The sequence below is a fragment of the Candidatus Magnetobacterium casense genome (genome assembly GCF_019173545.1).
Lineage (GTDB): Bacteria > Nitrospirota > Thermodesulfovibrionia > Thermodesulfovibrionales > Magnetobacteriaceae > Magnetobacterium > Magnetobacterium cryptolimnobacter.
In genome coordinates, this window is sequence record NZ_JABXWD010000001.1 from 1 (window position 1) to 18,454 (window position 18,454).

Sequence of the window (18,454 nt, forward strand, 5' to 3'; positions counted from 1 at the left end):
AATATCTTCATACACATCAGTTGCTTCCTGATGATAAAATTCAAGCACTAATCGACGCTTTTATTTCGGTTTTACCCGCATTTTTCAAGGCAAAATTGCTAAAATTCAATGAGTAATATAAGAGTTGAAAGGCTAATACTTGGGGTAATTTCAAATAAAAATTCTGTACCTTATCATTTGAAATAGCAATGTTGTTCTTTGAGGCATTATTTAAGCTCTCGGCTAATCTGTCGGCAAAAAAATGGTGCTGTTTTGCTCGTTCTTCGGCGATCAATGCCTCTACGGCTTTACGAAAAAGAACCGTATCCCCAGATGTAAATGCCTTAACAAGGCTTAATAATAAATCAGACCGCGCCATTTTATTATTATAATTATAGTAGTACCATATTTTGCTATTGTACCACATCTGTGGCATATTGTCAAGTTTTTCCAAACAACTCCGACAATTTTCATTAGAATCAGATGAAAAATGACAAATTCAACCTGCACTGGCGAGCGATTTAATGCGTGTCTCGGGGTAAAGCCTGAAGACATCTGCGGTCTTTTTCAGATAGCTCTCCAGAAATGCCCACATGATAGATACCTGCGGGATGATCGGATGCGGAATCAGTTCCGTGCAGTTCTTCTGCTTTTCACTGTACATTGGCGCAGTGCGCAGTACCTTCAACGGGCTGTTGGCCCCGCTGAACTTTTTGACCGTGCTGTTAGCTTCATTCTTCATGTGACTTAAGTGTACCACAAATGCAAGTCGTATGTAAACAATAGAAATCCTTATCCGTGTCAGATAGTGGTGATACCCATGCGGCAAAGTCATGGTGTAAAAATGAACTTTCCACGTGTTTTGTAATAATCTAAATCTGCTATAATAGAGTGTGCTCAAAACGGCAGTTGTTATCCCTGCATATAAGGTTGCAGATAAAATAGAGGGTGTGATACGTTCTGTCCCTGCAAGTATCGGTACGATCATTGTCGTTGACGACAAGTGTCCTCAGCACTCCGGTGACGTTGCCGCCGCCACGGAGGGTGTTGACAAGGACAGGCTGTTAATCTTATACAACGACGTCAACATGGGCGTGGGGGGGGCGGTGATCAGTGGATTGAAAAAGGCCATTGAGCTTGGATGCGACGTCATCGTCAAGATGGACGGCGATGGCCAGATGGATGCCGCCTATATTAATGAACTTATTGCCCCGCTGCTAAAGGGCCAGGCAGACTATACAAAGGGCAATCGGTTTATGAACTTTACCGCCCTCAAGGCAATGCCCAAGGTTCGGCTCTTTGGCAATAGCGTCCTGTCCTTCCTCCTGAAGATATCCTCCGGGTACTGGAACATCATCGACCCAACCAACGGCTACACGGCAATACACAGAAGGGCTGTCGAAAAACTAAACCTTGAGCAAATTGCACGGAGATACTTCTTTGAATCGGACATGCTTATCAACCTCAATATCATAAACGCCGTCGTAATGGATATAGACATACCGGCGAGGTATGGCGATGAGGAAAGCTCCCTCAGCATACTCAGGACATCCCTGGAGTTTCCCCCACGGTTGCTGAGGGGCCTTATAAGGCGGATATTCTTTAAATACTTCCTCTATGATTTCAATATGGTATCAATTTATATTATAATAGGATTACCGATGTTTGTTTTTGGCATAGTCTTTGGAGTCATGGAGTGGATGGACTCGCTCATCAATGCAACGGTAAAGACCTCTGGTACGATCATGCTTGTGGCCTTGCCGATCATTGTGTCGTTTCAGATGTTGCTGCAGGCCATAGCCATAGACATCGCCTCGGTCCCGAAAAAAAACAAGTGAGTGGCATAGTGGGTAAGATATTTAGCGATAAGGAACTTGTGAGAAACTGTGTTGAAATTGAAGCATCGCAACGTCTCTGAACAAGTATTTCGGGTGCTGGATATATTTGCCGGTGCGGGTGGTTTTAGTCTTGGTTTTGAGATGGCTGGTGCTAAAGTTATAGGTGCTGTTGAAATTGATAAGTGGGCATGTGATACTTTTTCTTACAATCATCCTGATGCAATAGTAATTCAAAAAGATATTCAAACACTAACCGATCAAGAACTATTAGATGTGTTTGAAACGCACCATCCCAATATTATAGTGGGTGGTCCTCCATGTCAGGGCTTCTCGATATGTAATCAAAACGCCGGTGATCCCAAAGACCCGAGAAACTCATTGTTTCATGAATTTTTACGAGTGGGTCACCTTTTTCAACCTACATTGATGATAATTGAAAATGTTCCGAATCTTGCCGTAGCAAAGACGGCGGAAGGAAAAAAGGTTCTTACAATAATCGAGTCATCATTGAGAGATATCGGTTTTTATGTGTATGCAGCAACCCTGCAGGCTACCGACTTTGGTATTCCACAGATACGTAACCGTTTATTTGTAGTTGCATCAAAAATCGAAATATCTAAACCTTTCCCTGATCCAACACATCAGGTGACATCTGCCAACCAGCTCTCAATAAGATTTTCAAATTCACTTCAACCGTGCCCGACATTATGGGATGCCATTTCTGATTTACCCCCTCTCAAGGCTACAGAAGGCTCTGAAGAGCAACAATATACAATGCCGCCATTAACCGATTATCAGAAGCTATTGCGCAATAGTAGTCACACACTATTTAACCACAAGGCTATGAATCATGGCAAGAGGATGATTGAGCGTTTTTCTACAATGCAGTGGGGTAACTCTGTCAATGACGTTCCCGATCATCTAAAACCTAGACGGCGCAATTCTCAAGAGATTGTTCAACAGGCTTATGACCAGAATAACAGGCGAATGTTTCCTATGCGCCCGTGTCATACAATACCGGCATCATTCTATGCCAACTTTGTTCATCCCTATCAGCATAGAAATTTTACAGCTAGAGAAGGTGCACGCATTCAATCATTTCCTGACTGGTATCGTTTCTTAGGCAAACCTACTGTGGTTAGCCATCGCTTACTTGCACGAGAGAAAAGATACGACGAAAAATTTCTTTGCCAATATAACCAGATTGGCAATGCAGTTCCCCCTTTTCTTGTCAAGGCCTTAGCCCATAACATATTACAACAACTTATCGGGAGGGAACAATGTTTGTCCACGGGAACAACTTAGAACAAAAAGAAAATCATCAGACCAAATATCGTGATGCCAAATCGCGGCAATATCTTACTGAGATACGGTTACAGTATGATCAATGGAAACAGACCAATATTGATTTAAAGGGGCCGTTTTTATTAAAAACAGACTCGGATTTATTGATTCTGGAAAAACGAACCAAACTGTTAAACGACTACAAGAATTTCATAGACCAACAAGAATATGCAGAACAGTTTGACTCGCGCTCTAATCTTCATTCCTCTGTTCTTGAAGAATTTATGTATTATCTCTTTAAAGATATGGTTGCTGATTTTTCCGAACATGCCTTAATTGGCAAATCGCACACATTTAAGGATTTATTTTTTAAATCAAACAGCTATAAATCAATGCTGACAACTCCCAATGTTTTAATAGAAAAGAAAGATCATGACTTTGCTATAGGTGTGAGAATCAATGCTGATTTTAAGTGCTTTGAGCAATCAACAACGCAATCAGAGACATGGGATATACCAGCAGTAACAGTTGAATGTAAAACCTACCTTGACAAAACCATGCTTCAGGATGCATCAACGGCAGCAGAACTATTGAAACACCGCAATCCAAATGCTTTATACATAATCGTGGCAGAATGGCTTAAATTAACAGAGGCGGTAAACTTGCGTAAATTTAAGATTGATCAAATTTATGTTCTACGAAAGCAAAAAAACACCGATAGAGAATTCAGATACCTCGACAGTTACACAAAGAGGCCAATATACGAGGATACCGTTGAACACCTTTTTCATTTTGTTCGTGATTTTCTCACGGAAGATTGGGAGGGTGGTATTAATCACAGATTGGCCAAAGGCTATCTTCTTTAAAACCAGATAAACTATTTTATTTGATCATGACCGTTATTTAGGCATATTTAGGAGGTTAATCTCAATGGCAAAGGTATTACTGTTATCACCGCCCTACGTGGACCTGTACGGCAATCTGAGTAAGGCGGCGGGGAGATACTTCCCCCTGGGGCTGGGATACATCGCCTCCTATCTGCGCAAGTATGGAGGCCATGAGGTGGCAATGTATGAGCCCGAGGCTCAGGGGTTAAGCTACAACGCAATAACCACTATCATAACGAAATCGCAGCCCGACGTGATCGGGATAACGTGCGCAACCCCCAATTTCATGAGGGCCATTAAGCTGGCGGAACTTTGCCGGAGTCATTGCACGGCCAAGGTCGTTATGGGGGGTGTGCATGTCAGCGCCATCCCTGAGTTTGTGATGCGGACATACCCGGGGCTTATAGACTGCGTTGTTATCGGGGAAGGAGAACGCTCCATGCTCGATGTTGTCAACGCATACCAGGACAACGCCTCCCTGGAGGGAATAAGCGGGATCATCTACAGGGATGGCGATACAATCATCCGCAACGACGTCAGACCCTACATCGAGGACATGGATTCCATCCCCTTTCCGGCAAGGGACCTGATACCTCAGCGGTTGTTCGTGCCCAACATGCACAACGCACGCTACAGGAACTGCATGACCATCCTGACCAGCCGAGGGTGTCCCTTTAACTGTTCCTTCTGTGCGGCCAGGATCGTCTCCGGCAAAAAGTACCGGATACACTCGGCACAATACGTACTGGAGGAGATGCAGATGCTCAAAAAGGACTACAACGCCCGGCAACTTATCATCACCGATGACACCTTCACGATCAACCACACCCGTCTTGAGGAGATATGCAGGGGGATGATCGATAAGCGGTTGAACCTCAAGTGGTTCTGCTTCTCACAGGTCAACACGGTCAACAGGGAGGCCTTGGCGCTTATGAAGAGGGCCGGGTGTTACTGTGTGGGGTTTGGGTTGGAGTCCAGCGACGAGGGCATCCTCAGGCGGATGGGAAAGGCCATCGCACCTGCAAAGGCTAAGGAGACCGTCAGGATTGCAACCAGTCTGGGCATCAAGACGCAGGCGTTTTATATTATCGGTTCCCCCGGTGAGACAAAGCAGCAGATGGAGGACACACTCAGATTCTCCAGGGAGGTCAATGCAACGTTGGCCTTTTACAACATGTTGGTACCGTTTCCTGGGACAAAGGAGTTTGACTACTTCTTTGCCTCAATCCCGCTGGAGGAGATAGACTGGGAAAAGTTTGTTGCCATCGGTGAGGACTGTGTTATAAAAAACTCCGCCGTATCGTCAGCGGAGATTGAAAACATGATAGCAAAGGCCAATTTCCTCTACTACACCGATATCAACAGGGTTGTCAACCTGTTGTCGCACATCAGGACGTTCTATGAGTTTACCAACTACTTCTCCGGTGGCGTCGCCCTGCTAAAGCAGGTTGGAAAGTGGTTCAGAAAGTAGATTAGATACAAAATACGTGGCATTTTTATGGGGTCAAGGGGACTGGTCCCCTTGCGGGGGGTTCTGAAGGGGGGCGGAGCCGCCCCTTTCTTTTCTTGTATTGCACGCAATCTAAATGTGCTATAATCCAGTTAAATGTAAATCCATGTTCGACCAACAAGGCTGTATCAGCTATCGCCATCTGCGCTACGGCTTCCTCCTGATCATGGAAAATGTAGATGTCTCCAGAATAGCGCGGGCCGTTCTGATTAAGCGCACTTGCGCCCGCGACATAGCTTTCCGGATTCCGGTGCTCGGCAAGGATAAGCAGAATTTCCGTTTGCAATTTAGAGAGCGGCACGACACGCATCCTCAATCTGCACTGCCAATGGTCGTGTTTGCATGTTACCTTCACGCCGTAGGGCATCAGCGACAACAAGGGCCTGCGCAATTGTCGGGTGTTCACTCGGCTTGCGGTTCCAAAGCGACTGAACACCAAAATCTCTGAACGCCTGATGGTAAAGCAAAGCAACACTATCAGGAGCCAGAACACCGGCGCCACGCTCTTTCAACTCGTCAAAACTGAGCTTATCCATCTGCAACCCTCTAAGAGTAGTGTATCATATAAAGTACACTAATGCAAGATTTTTACGCCCTCACCGTTTTGTCTAATGTTTGCCCTTCGCTACCACTTGGAAAGCCGCGTAAATGTTGGGGTGTGTTTTTAGACAATAGACAAAATGACTCCTTTTGTCTATTGTTACGAAAACATCTGATTACCTTTTCCCTAATTTAGCCCACGTTGTCTGAAATTGTTAGCCCACCCCAATTACACCTGCAAACGTTCCTCTATTTGCCTGATCACTTTTTCATGATTATTTTTATCAGTAAGGTCTGCGTAGTACTTGCCCTTCAAGAATTTTGGCAGGTCACAATGTTCAAGAATAATTGGCAATATCTTAACACGCTTACCTTCGATTTCTTCGTCCATTGCTATTCTAACTTCCAGCTTTACCCATGGTGAGTTTACAGATGCTTTGGAAAGAAACACTATAAAGTACTCGACAGTATTTATACCCTCACAAATTTTATCTAAGAGAGAATCACCGAGTTTAATCTCTGCCTCGTCCAACCAAACGCCAATCCCACGATCAGTGAGTTCCTTAGCCAGCTTCCGAACATCCTCTTTGTCTTCTGTTGCGTGACAAAGAAATAATCTTTGTTGGAGCTTCTCTGCTTTACACACTATCGCAACGTAGTCTATATCCCAACTTACTTCTTTATCAATTTTGACCCTTACGGTTTGAAAAAGGTCCGAGGTAAAACCGATTTTCTGAATTGGCCAAGCATATGTAGTTTGACAGCCAGAAAGAGGCCAAAGGTCAGGTAGCTTGGGAATTTCAATACGATGAAAATAATCAGAATGATTTGGCGGAATTACCTTTAATCCAAACTTGTCTATGCACTTATCATTAAAAAAGATTTCAACTTGGGCACCATACAGGCAGGAGTGAACACCACCAAAATATCTGAGGCAACCAAACACTAAAAATCCTCTCATAAAATTTTGAAGCCAAAATGGTTCAATAGCAATTCTCCAAGATGCCTGAGTTTCTGTATCAACCTGACGAATAGTTGCTTCACCTGACCCAAGAATTACTGTTGATTCACCTGAGAAATATCCTATAGGTTTCCCATTGGCTTCTTGAATTGTGGATGCAATGCCAGATTGAATACTAAACGAACTTCCTAAGACTTGAAATATTCGCCAAACATCATCCGAAGATACAATTGATTTAGTCATAACGATTAACTATAACATACTTCACTTACTCTGAACATATTTACCGTGAAAATACCCATGAGGCAAGAGACCATGCCCCGTATGATACTAAAATCCTCTTTTGTTAATCGCATTTACTATGCTAACGAGATCATCAGTATTTTGTCAAGAGAAATTTTCATAGCAGAGTTCAACTTGATAAGATACAAAGTACATGGCATTTTTACGGGGTCAAGGGGGCTGGCCCCCTTGCAGGGGAGGTCTGAGGAGGGGGCGGAGGGGGTGAGGCACCCCGGCCACAAAACGCCCTCCTTCTTTCTTTTTCCTTTTTCTCTCATAACTTGATGTTGCCCACACTCATGACGGTCAGGATCAGCGATATCACGATAAAGCCAACGATAACGCCCATCACCGTGATTATGATCGGCTCAATCAACACGACGACACGCTTGATCCCTCGCTTGAACCTGTCGTCAAAGACGTTAAACAGCTCCAGGAATATCTCCTTCATGTTGCCGCTTTTTTCGCCCACTCGCACCATGTTGACAACAATATCGGGCAACATGTCTACCTGCGAAAACACCTCGCCGATCTCCCGGCCCTCCTTTATGAGCTTGACCGTAGGCTCTATGGAGTTGCGGATTCGCACGTTTTCGATCAGGTCTATGGAGTACCTCAACGCCTTGATAAACTCGATGCCACTACTGAGCATCGTGTGCATCGCGTAGGAGAAGCGCGACAGCTCAAGATCAGTTATCATCGTTCTGACAAGCGGAATCGAAAGCGCATAGGAGTAACCCGCCTGGAGGAACCTCTTAGTATTCACAAACTTGAAGAAGATGATCACAACAACGACAATCGCTACCAGCCCATAGGCATTGAATAGCTTGCTGGCCCCATAGAGTATCTTTGCGGTCAGGGGGAGGAGTTTTTCCTGATTTTCACCGAAGATGCTGAAAAATCGCGGTATGATAAACTTGAAGATAACACCAAGTGTTACAAGACTTGCCAGGATCAAAAAGATCGGGTATGTGAGGGCGTTTTTGATTTCGGCCCTGAACTGTATCTGAAATTGCAGGTGGCTGGATATATGCTCAAAGGCCAGCTTAAGGTCTCCAATGCCCTGCCCAACCCTGATGACGTTGATCATCAGGGCGGTAAAAATGCCCACCCTCTCAAATGCCTCGGCAACGCTCTTACCCGCCTTAACATCCCCCAGGACGCCCCTGAGATGCTCCCTGAGCGTGAGGTTTGTCGTGGAACCGCCAACGATCTCAAGGCAGTTGTCGATCCTCAACCCCGCCCTCAATAAGACCGTAAGCTCCTTTGACATGTTGTAGAGTTCCATGTCGTCGATCTTTTTTCTCTTGAGGCGTCTGTCCACACCGGTATTCCGTGAGACGCCATCCAGACGGACAACGCTTAATCCCCTGTCCTTTAATATGTGTTGTGCCTCCTTTTGGTCTGCGGCGGAGACGGAGCCTGTTATCTCCTTGCCGTTGGAGTCAACGCAGAGATACCTGAAGCTGCTCACGAAACCCTCAGCACCTCCTCCATTGTCGTTATGCTGGCGATTAGCTTTAATATGCCGTCCTGTCGTAGGCCAAAGTGCCTGATTAAGACCTCTCTTATGAGTATGTGAGTACCAGTTTGTTACGGTCTGGCCTTCTGCCTTCCTCTCCGAGGAAGCAGATGAGAAACTCAATAGGCGTAGTCCTCGCATTGCCATGTCTGTTGCTCGTCAGTTTCGAATTCATTCCCTATATTGACGACAATGCCCACCTTTTGTCAATAAGCGAGAAAAGTATGTCAGTTAAGGATAACTACATTTGACCGGAAGAACAAAAAGGGCAGGCTCTTGAGTTGGATCGTGGATTTGTTACGTAATGTCTTTTAAAATCTTATAAACAACGCTTCTGTGTTCCACCAGATAAATGGAAACCCTTTTTCCTGCATGATAGATAAAGTAGAGTATCCGATAATCACCAGCCTTTAACCGGCACAAACCTTTCAGTTTATCGGGCAGAAAAGATAGCTGATAGTGTGTCACAGTATTAGCATTTTCAGCAAGCCAGTCTATTTTTTCCTGAATTTTTAACTGTATAGCTTTCTCTAATCCCCTGAACGCCCTCACGGCATCAGATGAAATTTCTATATTATACATACCTTTAAGCTCACCCCCTTGTCTGTATTTGTTTTCTACTTGGGAGTTTACTTTAGACCTGATTCTTCTTTAAGGTCTTTCCAATCCATCCCTTTTCCTTCAATATCATCCTGACGGGCCTTAAGCAGTCTGTCAATAACTTCCTGGTTTTGCGATAAAAGCCAATCCTCAAGTGCATCCTTTGTTTCCACCATCTCAAAAATATTCAAAGGAAATGAAATCATTATATCCTTCTCTTTAGTACTCATACAGTTACACCTCTATTAACTATACTTACTTCCATAGTGCCACACATATCTATGGTATCATACGGGCATCTGCTTGTCAACTATAATTCTTAGCGGAGACGGATCCCGTTATCTCCTTGCCGTTGGAGTCAACGCAGAGATACCTGAAGCTGCTCACGAAACCCTCAGCACCTCCTCCATTGTCGTTATGCCGGCGATCACCTTTAAGATGCCGTCCTGCCTCAAGGTCCTGAAGCCGTGTCTGTCTATCAGTTGTCGCTTAAATACCTCCAGGGCGTGTTCCTTCAGGAATATCTCCTTGAGGTCCTCCGTGTAGCCGAAGACCTCGTAGATGGCCACCATTCCCCGGTAACCGGTGCCGGCACACTTGCGGCAACCTTCCCCACGCATGAAGTTAATGGTCAACCCCAGGGAGTCTCTGTACCGCTCGTAGGTCTGGATGATTGCGTATCTGTCTAGTACAGCCGGGGGCAACTCAACAGGCCGCCGACAGTTGTCGCAGTTCCTTCTGACGATCCTCTGGGCGATGACGCCAATAATGGAGGCATTGAGCAGGTAGTCCTCCAGACCCATTTCGATGAGCCTGAACAGGCAACTGGGGGCATCGTTTGTGTGCAAGGTTGACAGCACCAGGTGTCCGGTCAGGGCCGACTGTACCGCTACCTCTGCCGTTTCGGGGTCACGTATTTCGCCCACCATGATGACATCGGGGTCGTGTCTGAGTATAGACCTCAGCGACGTAGCAAACCCCAGGCCGATATCGTCCTTTACCTGTATCTGGTTGACGCCTTCGAGCTTGTACTCCACCGGGTCCTCGACGGTTATGATCTTTTTCTCTTTGCGGTCGATGCTTGAGAGCATGGAGTAGAGCGTTGTCGTCTTACCGGAACCGGTTGGGCCGGTGACCAGGAGGATGCCATATGGCATGTTGATTAGCTCGTTGATAAGTGGCACGACGTCCCGTTCAATACCCAAACGGGTTATGTCAAACGTCAGCCGCGCCCTGTACAGCAGGCGCATGACCACGCCCTCGCCCACGGCAAACGGGATGGTCGATACGCGCAGGTCGATGAGAGCCGAGGCGATCTTGGTGCTGAATTTGCCATCCTGCGGTAGGCGTTTTTCGGCGATATCCAGTCCCGCAAGGAGTTTTATCCGTGAGACGACGGCCAGGTAGAGCTTTTCGTTGACCGATTCGCTGTCGTGCAGGACGCCGTCTATGCGCATCTTTATGCGATTGCCGCCCTCGGAGGGTTCTATGTGTATGTCCGACGCCCTGAGTTCCACGGCTGTGCTCAGGAGGTTGTTCAGAAACTTGATCACGGGCGCCTCTGAGGCCATCTCCTTGAGGGTTTCGGGCGTGTCGTCTATGAAGAGGGATACAACGTCCTTGTCGCTGGTCTTTAGCGGTCTTGCAAGTTCGGTTATGACCTGCTCGGTTGCAAGGAGGAGTTCCACGCGACTGCACAGCGCCCTGGTGACATAGTCGATGATGTGCCCATTAAACGGGTCGTTGGTCAGGCATGTTATCACGGAGTCCTGTTGTGCAATCGGGAGAAAATTGTCTCTGAACAGGTAGTCGATGTCAAGGCGTTGGGCGATGTCGCTTATCAGGGCGGTATCAACTCCCCTGAAGGTGTCATTGTCAAACAGCGGGATGTTCAATTGCTCTGAGAGGGCGCTTATCAATTGATATTCCGTAATGAGGCCGGAGTTGATGAGTATCTGCCCGATGTATCCGCCGATCTCCCGTTGTACATCGAGCGCCCTGCCTATGTCGTCCTGGCGCAGGCCAAAGAGCCTGATTAAGATATCCCCTATGAGCATAGTGCAGCGCCACAATTAGCCGTGGTTGTCGGGATATAAGCCGCTTTTATAGCAAATTTCGATTGGATTAAATGCAAAAGATGTGGCATTTTTACGGAGTCAAGGGGGCTGGCCCCCTTGCAGGGGGTTCTAAAGGGGGCCAGGAGCGTCCTGGAGCGACAAAGAAGCGGCTCCGCCCCTTTCTTTCTTTGTATCGTATGCAATCGAAACACGCTATATGCCATTCATAATATGGTGCTGTTGCCGTGCTTTAGCGATGTGACCACGCTTAGGTAAACGTCCTGTCCGGAGTCCTGCCCAGGGAGGTGAGTATCTCATACGGTATGGTACCTGCTGCACGGGCGAGTTTATTTGCCCAGAGGGCTGCGTTGCCCTGACTGCCAAGTAAGATGCACTCCTGTGGGGTAGACTCGCCATCGACGGCAGAGTTTATGACGTCGGTGAGGTCTGCCATCGAAACGTCCATACAGACCCTGCCGATGATCGGTGCAAGCCGTCCGTTGACTATCACGTGCCCCGTGTTTGAGAGCGCACGAAAAAAGCCGTCGGCATAACCAACGCCAATGACGCCAACGAGGGTCTCCCGCTGCGTTACAAACGTCCTGCCATAGCCAACAGACCTGCCCGCAGGCAGCCGCCTGATGTCAAGCACCCTGCACTTAACGGTCATGGCCGGTCTGAGATTGGGGTTATCTTCCCTTATCGGGTCGTAGCCGTAGAGCATCAGCCCCGGTCTGATGACATCAAGGTGTGCCGGGGCAAGGTACATGGTGGCCGCACTGTTGGCAATGTGCCATAAGACGCCGCCATAGTGTCCGCCATAGTGATTAATCAACCTTGCCTTAAGGACAACAAACCTCTCCAACTGGACGTTTGCAAAGTTCATGTCAACAAGGTCGGCCTCGCTGAAGTGGCTCATAAAACCGGTTACCTTAATGCCCGCAAGTGTCGCTATGGCCTTTATCTTTTCCTCGTCGATGTCAGAGACAAAGCCTAACCTGCCCATTCCCGTGTCCACCTTGACATGTACGCTGACCTGCATATTGTACCGCAGTGCCATCTCCGAAAGGGTCCGGGCAGAACCCACCTCCGAGATAACCGGTATCAGGGCATATCTGGTTATCTCAGCGATGTCGGGGGTATCGAAAAACACCATAATTGGTGCCGTTATACCTGCCTCCCTAAGCTGAATGGCCTCCGAAACAAAGGCAACCCCCAGGCAAAACACACCCAACTCCTCCAGGAGAGTTGCCACCTTTACGGCCCCGTGGCCATAGGCATCGGCCTTGACAACGGCTATTACCGGTCTGTTGTTGGACAAGCCCCTGGCATAGTCGTAGTTGTGCCGTATGCTGTCAATACTTATCTCAACAGACGGCCCCCTTTTCACTTGGCGCTGCCTTCCACTTTCTCCTTGACGTCAGGGGCATCCTTCTTAGGGGTTACGTCTATCTCCTCGGGTTCCGTCAGACCCCTTTTGAGGTTCTTGATAAACGACCCCATCCCCTTGCCAAGCTCCGGCAGCTTGGACGCCCCAAAAAGCACTATCACTATTATTAGGATTAGCACTAACTCCTGAAATCCAAAGCCTAACATTGTATCCTCCTTGTGTACCTAAAACTTGTTATTATCATTTTACCTGTTACTTTAATCATACTCTAAATTCATACCTTGTATCAATCTTTTTTAAGTCAAGTGGGGAGTTGATGTTTATAAAGCTCTCACCTTCGCCGTCTATTGAGCGGAACTCCTCCTGGGCTGTGTGTCATTGCTGGCTTGACCAGGAATTCAGGATTCGTAAAAGTATAGTAGGAAAAAGTATTTGCAAGCAATATTGACAAGATATCTAAAAAGAGTTATATTAGATATATGAATCAAAAATGGTAGCATCACGATCAACCGTGAGGGAGCCTGTAGTCAGTGTCGTGATGCTGTGCTACAATCGCAGAGAGGACACCCGCGAGGGCCTTGCACACCTGACCACGCAGTCCTACAAGAACCTCGACATTGTGGTTGTAGACAACTGCTCCTCGGATGGCACCGCAGAGATGGTGCAACAGGAGTATCCCGGCGTTACGCTAATCAGAATGCCCAAAAACGTAGGGGTTGGCGCCTATAACGAGGGGTTCAGGGCCGGCCGTGGCGACTACGTAATCATCATAGACGACGACAGTTTCCCCTCCGAGGGCAGCATCAAGCGGATGGTGGAAAAGTTTCAGGGTGACCCCACCCTTGGCATCGTGGCCTTTGACGTCAGGGACTACGCCCAGTACAACAACGTCTGTCCGGAGGACACGACAACAACGGCAGCCATGCCCGCATCAGGCAACGTTGGTGCCTACATTATGTCCTTTAACGGTGCCGGGGCCGGTGTCAGAAAAGAGATACTCGACAAGCTCGGCGGCTATCCGGATGAGTTCTTCCTGTACGCCAACGAACTTGACCTGGCCTTCAGGGTGTGGGACAACGGTTACAGGATCGAATCCTTCCCCGACGTGGTAGCATATCACAAGACCTCCGCGGTAAACCGACTCTCAGAGCGGGCACCGTTTTACTACACACGCAACACGTTCTGGCTTACGTGGAAACACTACCCCTTTGATATGATGCTCAAGGCAAACGTGGTACTTATATATCACGTGTTCTATCACACGATGGAGCAGTCAACAACGGTCTATTTCAGGGCGCTTGCCGATGCCATCTCCAGGTTCAGGAAGATACGAAAAAAACGTAAGCCGGTAAAGCGAGAGATTGCCTCCAAGATACGAGTGCCCCTGCGATTGCCATTTACTATGTACCGGTAGGGTGGATAGTGTTGGCATACCCCTTGGCATTCACGGTTGATTGGAGTGCTACCCGCCATCCCTGATCTGCGATTATCTTGGACCAAAAAAATGTTCCCCGTTGTAATGGATCATGTGTTCAGGAAACTCACATATCCATACTTCCGTTTCCCAAGCTATTTGATTTATATGTCGTTTAAATTCCTTGAAATCAGGAAATGCACTGACATATACTTTTCCACATTTACAATTACGCATCATTGTTTCTAATTCGACAATACGTTTTGGATTCATAGGACCATGTGAGGTAACAGCTTCTATCAAATAAAGCCAATTTCTATTTTTATCTAATAGGATTACATCAGGTAACTTATCATGGTTCGTAATAGAGATATCAATATTTGACAGTTCCGTTTCGTCTATGAATAGAATTTTTGACGCTGTATCACCGAGGTACAGCACTAATGCTCCAGGGGCAAAGCGTGGAGCAAACTCTTTTATTATCGCCGATTGCACCTCATTATGCTTTCCCGGTGAAAGCTCAAAAGTCAATCCGTTAGGTAACCTAACAGGAATCTTCTTTGTATTTCGTTTTTTTTGATATATTTCTGACAGTGTTTTTTGCTTTTTCTTGAAAGCATTCACTGTGCTTTTCCAAGCTTTGGTATTGAATGCTTTTATAGCAATTAACACTTCCTCTGTAAGAGAGTAATGTGCATTGGGACTGTTAGTTGGTAAGTTTAGATTATCGGGGTTATAATCTACAATGCCCGCTTGAACAAATTGATGAAGGACTTGTCTTCTAAAAGTTTCTCGAGTATTTGGGGCATATTTTTTATTGTATTTTCGTGCTATAAATTCCATAATCCCCTTTGTTATAGTAACACTATGTTTGTATGAACTATGCCAGGAATCTTCTTCTCCTATACCACACAAAGCCAAAAGGGTTAGAGCCGAAATATCATTTTGCTGTGACAATGGTAAACCAAAAGCCTTGAGGATATCCTGAGCGTCTTCAATCTTAGACATGCGTTATCATATTTTCTATTAGGGGTGTAGTAATTTCTATATTGAAAAACATATTTATCAGAGTATCAATACAATATGTCGCAACATGTGTATCCATTATATATCGTCCTATTTTTCTTATCGTTTCAAGCGAAGGTAATGGCATACCTCTTAATTCTGTTGCACTTACCTGAGTATTACCATTGAAAGTGGAAAAAAATATATTGAGTAAGCTTGAATTATAAATAACAGAAAGACCATATGCTTCTTCTAAAGATAATTCACTGTCAGGTATATATATATAATTCAAGTGATTTTCTATTCCTATAAAGTCTATATTAAATCTTTCAGCAATAAAGGGTGCTGCCGTCAAACGTCTTTGTTCCTCTTTTGCACTAAACCTTCGTATCAATACGTAGTTTTTGTTTAACAGTAACAAATTCATGGATTTATCGCATAGTCTTATGTGTTGTTTTTTTTTAATATCGATAGGCCATTGAACGGACATCGCTTTTACATGCTGCATCCACAACAAAGGAACGCAAGGGGTATTTACTTCTACGTTGTCTGTTATATACGAGGTAGCACGAAAAGGTACAACAGGACCAGTTGATATCTCCATACCGTAAGTATGTAAACTTCCTTTCCATGAATTTACAATACTGATTACCTTTTTTTCTCGAACAGATATAGGTATTCTTAAGATTTTATTTTTATTTTTCAGGTCTATGACTTCTGTTAATGGTAATTGGTGTTGTGTTGATTTTTTTAAATCACTTATGCCGTGACTAAAGGAAATTATTACAGTTCCTTCCCTAATGTCATCCGAAGTTGTTTTTTTACGTTTTACTTTGATAATTACATTCTCTTGTAACACATTGTCTCTACCGAAAGTCTCTCGGCGTGAACCAAAGAGATGAATAAATACTGGCCTTACATCCGAGAAAAACTGTTCTCTAAAAAGTCTGAAATAAGACCCGGCAGCATAACTCCTTGGGGTAATAAAGATAAGTTCGCCTTCTTGCTCTACAAGACAAGCAGATATTGCCATAAAAATAGCATAGATATTAGGTTGTCCATGTACTATAAACTCAGCTATCTTAGCCCGAATATCTGTCCTGGGTATTTTGAAATACGGTGGGTTTGAAATAACTATATCGTATTTACTGTTTTTATCTTCCTGTTCATCAAAGAGGGTTTTTATTTTGTTTATTCTTTTGGCATTTCCCAGTATAAAATCTTCTGCTCTTATTTTATAAGAAAGCCTTATGTTCTTCTCGTTTAACCATAACTTAGTGTATTGAAGACTTTTTTCTAAATAGGGAATTAAACTAGCATCTGATTCATAAGTAGTCAACTCGATTGCTTCCGTTTTGTATGAACTATCTGCAATGTGTTGACATAGCGCACATCCTAAAATACCTGCTCCTGCCCCCGGGTCCAGAATGCTTACATTTTTCTTGTAAGGTTGGTAAAGCTCTGCCATAAAGCTTGCAACTTCTAATGGTGTAAAAAACTGAGCCAGACTCTTCCTCTGTTGCATAGTCGTTAGTGATATGTATAATTGACCAATACGATCAACATACGCAGAGGGTGTTTCATTGTCTATAGGGTCGAGCATCATGGGGTGGAGTTGCTTTTAGCCACGGAGCATCATCCTATTGGTAGTTGATCGGGATTCTCCGATGGATGTTACCCGTATGGCAGCCTTGTCGCGGACGGGGCACTTGTTTTCGCATATCCCGCAGCCCACGCACAACTTTGTATCCACAAACGGACGCTTGAACACCCGCACGCCGCCTTCCCTGAGCTGCACCTCGACCTCCTGAAACCAGATGGCCTTGGGCGAGGTAGGACAGACCTCCTCGCAGACGATACACTCCGTGTTCATGGCCCAGGGCAGACACCTGCCACGATCATAAAATGCGGTGCCAATCTTTGTGGGCGGAATGTCGGGTTTCCTGCCGATCTTCCTCTCAACGTTCAGAGGCACCAACGCCCCCGTTGGACACACGTGACTGCACAGGATACAGTTGTGTTCGCAGTAACCGATCCGGTTGATCAGTATCGGCGTCCACAGGCCCTCAAACCCACCCTCCAGCAAGGCAGGTTGGAGCACGTTGGTGGGGCATACGCGCATACACTGTCCGCACTTGATACACCGGCGCAGGAAATCGGCCTCGGCGATGGCCCCCGGCGGACGTATTACGTCGGGGCTTACAACAGTTGAGGCGGTTGCCGAACTCCTCATCACGGGGTAGAGGATGACTGAGGCCGCAGCGGTCTCAATGAGTCTGCGACGGCTGATATCCAGCGGTGCCTGCACGGAGCTGTGGGCATCGGCCAACCCGTAGTGGAGCGCACCCTCGGGGCAGTCCTCGATGCAGTTGTAGCACAGGTGGCACTCGTGGAACTTCAAATAAGCGTGCGGGTCACAACCTCCGTGGCAGTTACGCATACAACGCTGACAGTCGGTGCACTTGCTGACGTTGCGGCGAACCTTAAACAACACCGCTGTTGACAACACCCCCAACAGTGCCCCCAACGGACAGAGCACCCGACACCACAGACGTGTAAAGTATCTGTTGGCAAACAGTATCAACAAAAACACAAGACCTATAAATATCCCGCCTACAAACATGGGTTGCTTTATGTACAGATACCCCGTGAAATAGTTTGAGGCAGGGTATATGGCAACCGCAAATGAGCGCGTCAGCAGGGCAATGGGGTCAAACAACCCCACCTGTAGCACGCCCAGCAGCGCCAAAACTATCAACGATGCCAGTATGTAGTATTTCAGCCTAAATATGCCGCGGTAGGCGTTGACCCTGTAGTCGTCCACCGCCCTATTTTTGGCTAACAGGCGTGCCGACCACTGGTTGAGTATCCCCAGGGGGCAGACCCAGGAACAGAAGAATCTGCCAAAGAAAATAGCAGGGATGACTATAAACAACGACAGGATAAGCCCCTTGTACACGCCCCATCCAGTCAATAGTGTCGAAAGAGACACCAGCGGAGACAGCTCCAGAAACAGCGACGTCTCGTATCCCTTGAGGCGTCTGAAATCGGTGAGCAACAGTAGCAGCACAAAGAGTGTGAAGAAAAACACAGCATATCCCCGTCGGATGTTTGCAAGCGTAAGATACTTCTTGATCCCGTTCATCAGTTCAAAAGACAGCCCTTTGATATATTTCACTTCGATG

The 18,454-nt window shown here is 46.2% G+C and carries 18 protein-coding genes; 5 read left to right on the forward strand and 13 right to left on the reverse strand.

Going from position 1 to position 18,454, the window contains the following annotated elements; all coding sequences use genetic code 11:
- Positions 1-40: 40 nt before the first annotated feature.
- Both HWQ67_RS00005 and HWQ67_RS00010 read right to left on the reverse strand, forming a co-directional pair.
- Positions 41-433, reverse strand: coding sequence for a hypothetical protein (locus HWQ67_RS00005; protein WP_218250578.1), 393 nt, complete (start codon positions 431-433; stop codon positions 41-43).
- Positions 434-478: 45 nt separating this feature from the next.
- Entirely contained in the window at positions 479-721 is a 243-nt protein-coding gene (locus HWQ67_RS00010) for a hypothetical protein (RefSeq protein WP_218250579.1), read from the reverse strand.
- 151 nt (positions 722-872) lie between these two features.
- Here HWQ67_RS00010 and HWQ67_RS00015 point away from each other — a divergent pair, with 151 nt between their 5' ends.
- The 4 genes from HWQ67_RS00015 to HWQ67_RS00030 all read left to right on the forward strand — a co-directional run bounded on the left by HWQ67_RS00015 (position 873) and on the right by HWQ67_RS00030 (position 5,459).
- Positions 873-1,817, forward strand: a complete 945-nt coding sequence (locus HWQ67_RS00015) for a glycosyltransferase family 2 protein (RefSeq protein ID WP_218250580.1) — start codon at positions 873-875, stop codon at positions 1,815-1,817.
- A gap of 48 nt (positions 1,818-1,865) precedes the next feature.
- The gene (locus HWQ67_RS00020; protein WP_218250581.1) at positions 1,866-3,122 is read left to right on the forward strand and encodes a DNA cytosine methyltransferase; all 1,257 of its coding nucleotides are present in this window, start codon (positions 1,866-1,868) and stop codon (positions 3,120-3,122) included.
- Positions 3,098-3,967 carry a Bpu10I family restriction endonuclease gene (locus HWQ67_RS00025; RefSeq protein ID WP_218250582.1) on the forward strand — a complete coding sequence of 290 codons (870 nt, stop codon included), beginning with the start codon at positions 3,098-3,100 and terminating at the stop codon, positions 3,965-3,967. Before HWQ67_RS00020 ends, HWQ67_RS00025 begins: the two co-directional genes overlap by 25 nt.
- Before the next feature lie 64 nt (positions 3,968-4,031).
- Positions 4,032-5,459 (forward strand): B12-binding domain-containing radical SAM protein, encoded by a 1,428-nt coding sequence (locus HWQ67_RS00030; RefSeq protein WP_218250583.1) that lies wholly within the window; start codon positions 4,032-4,034, stop codon positions 5,457-5,459.
- A gap of 326 nt (positions 5,460-5,785) precedes the next feature.
- Here HWQ67_RS00030 and HWQ67_RS00035 read toward each other — a convergent pair whose 3' ends face one another.
- From HWQ67_RS00035 to tatA, 8 genes are all read right to left on the reverse strand, one after another.
- On the reverse strand, positions 5,786-6,034 hold the full coding sequence (locus HWQ67_RS00035) for a hypothetical protein (protein ID WP_218250584.1): 249 nt from the start codon (positions 6,032-6,034) through the stop codon (positions 5,786-5,788).
- Positions 6,035-6,267: 233 nt separating this feature from the next.
- The gene (locus HWQ67_RS00040) at positions 6,268-7,242 is read right to left on the reverse strand and encodes a toll/interleukin-1 receptor domain-containing protein (protein ID WP_218250585.1); all 975 of its coding nucleotides are present in this window, start codon (positions 7,240-7,242) and stop codon (positions 6,268-6,270) included.
- A gap of 313 nt (positions 7,243-7,555) precedes the next feature.
- Positions 7,556-8,755: a type II secretion system F family protein gene (locus HWQ67_RS00045; RefSeq protein WP_218250586.1), complete on the reverse strand. Its 1,200-nt coding sequence runs from the start codon at positions 8,753-8,755 to the stop codon at positions 7,556-7,558.
- Positions 8,756-9,100: 345 nt separating this feature from the next.
- On the reverse strand, positions 9,101-9,385 hold the full coding sequence (locus tag HWQ67_RS00050; protein ID WP_218250587.1) for a type II toxin-antitoxin system RelE family toxin: 285 nt from the start codon (positions 9,383-9,385) through the stop codon (positions 9,101-9,103).
- Between the two features lie 47 nt (positions 9,386-9,432).
- Positions 9,433-9,633 (reverse strand): hypothetical protein, encoded by a 201-nt coding sequence (locus HWQ67_RS00055; protein ID WP_218250588.1) that lies wholly within the window; start codon positions 9,631-9,633, stop codon positions 9,433-9,435.
- A 153-nt stretch (positions 9,634-9,786) separates the two neighbouring features.
- A complete protein-coding gene (locus HWQ67_RS00060; RefSeq protein WP_218250589.1) occupies positions 9,787-11,460 on the reverse strand; it encodes a GspE/PulE family protein in 1,674 nt (557 codons plus the stop codon).
- A 268-nt stretch (positions 11,461-11,728) separates the two neighbouring features.
- Positions 11,729-12,850, reverse strand: coding sequence for an alanine racemase (gene alr, locus HWQ67_RS00065; RefSeq protein WP_218250590.1), 1,122 nt, complete (start codon positions 12,848-12,850; stop codon positions 11,729-11,731).
- Complete coding sequence (gene tatA, locus HWQ67_RS00070) at positions 12,847-13,056, reverse strand: twin-arginine translocase TatA/TatE family subunit (RefSeq protein ID WP_218250591.1); 210 nt, start codon at positions 13,054-13,056, stop codon at positions 12,847-12,849. Before tatA ends, alr begins: the two co-directional genes overlap by 4 nt.
- A 284-nt stretch (positions 13,057-13,340) precedes the next feature.
- Here tatA and HWQ67_RS00075 point away from each other — a divergent pair, with 284 nt between their 5' ends.
- Positions 13,341-14,264 carry a glycosyltransferase family 2 protein gene (locus tag HWQ67_RS00075; RefSeq protein WP_218250592.1) on the forward strand — a complete coding sequence of 308 codons (924 nt, stop codon included), beginning with the start codon at positions 13,341-13,343 and terminating at the stop codon, positions 14,262-14,264.
- 72 nt (positions 14,265-14,336) lie between these two features.
- Here the strand turns inward: HWQ67_RS00075 and HWQ67_RS00080 are convergent, their stop codons facing one another.
- The 3 genes from HWQ67_RS00080 to HWQ67_RS00090 are packed head-to-tail and all read right to left on the reverse strand — an operon-like array spanning position 14,337 to position 18,447.
- Entirely contained in the window at positions 14,337-15,272 is a 936-nt protein-coding gene (locus HWQ67_RS00080) for a BsuBI/PstI family type II restriction endonuclease (RefSeq protein WP_218250593.1), read from the reverse strand.
- Positions 15,265-16,875: an Eco57I restriction-modification methylase domain-containing protein gene (locus tag HWQ67_RS00085; RefSeq protein WP_218250594.1), complete on the reverse strand. Its 1,611-nt coding sequence runs from the start codon at positions 16,873-16,875 to the stop codon at positions 15,265-15,267. The genes HWQ67_RS00080 and HWQ67_RS00085 overlap by 8 nt, the downstream gene beginning before the upstream one ends.
- 15 nt (positions 16,876-16,890) lie before the next feature.
- Positions 16,891-18,447: a 4Fe-4S binding protein gene (locus tag HWQ67_RS00090; RefSeq protein WP_218250595.1), complete on the reverse strand. Its 1,557-nt coding sequence runs from the start codon at positions 18,445-18,447 to the stop codon at positions 16,891-16,893.
- Positions 18,448-18,454 lie beyond the last annotated feature (7 nt).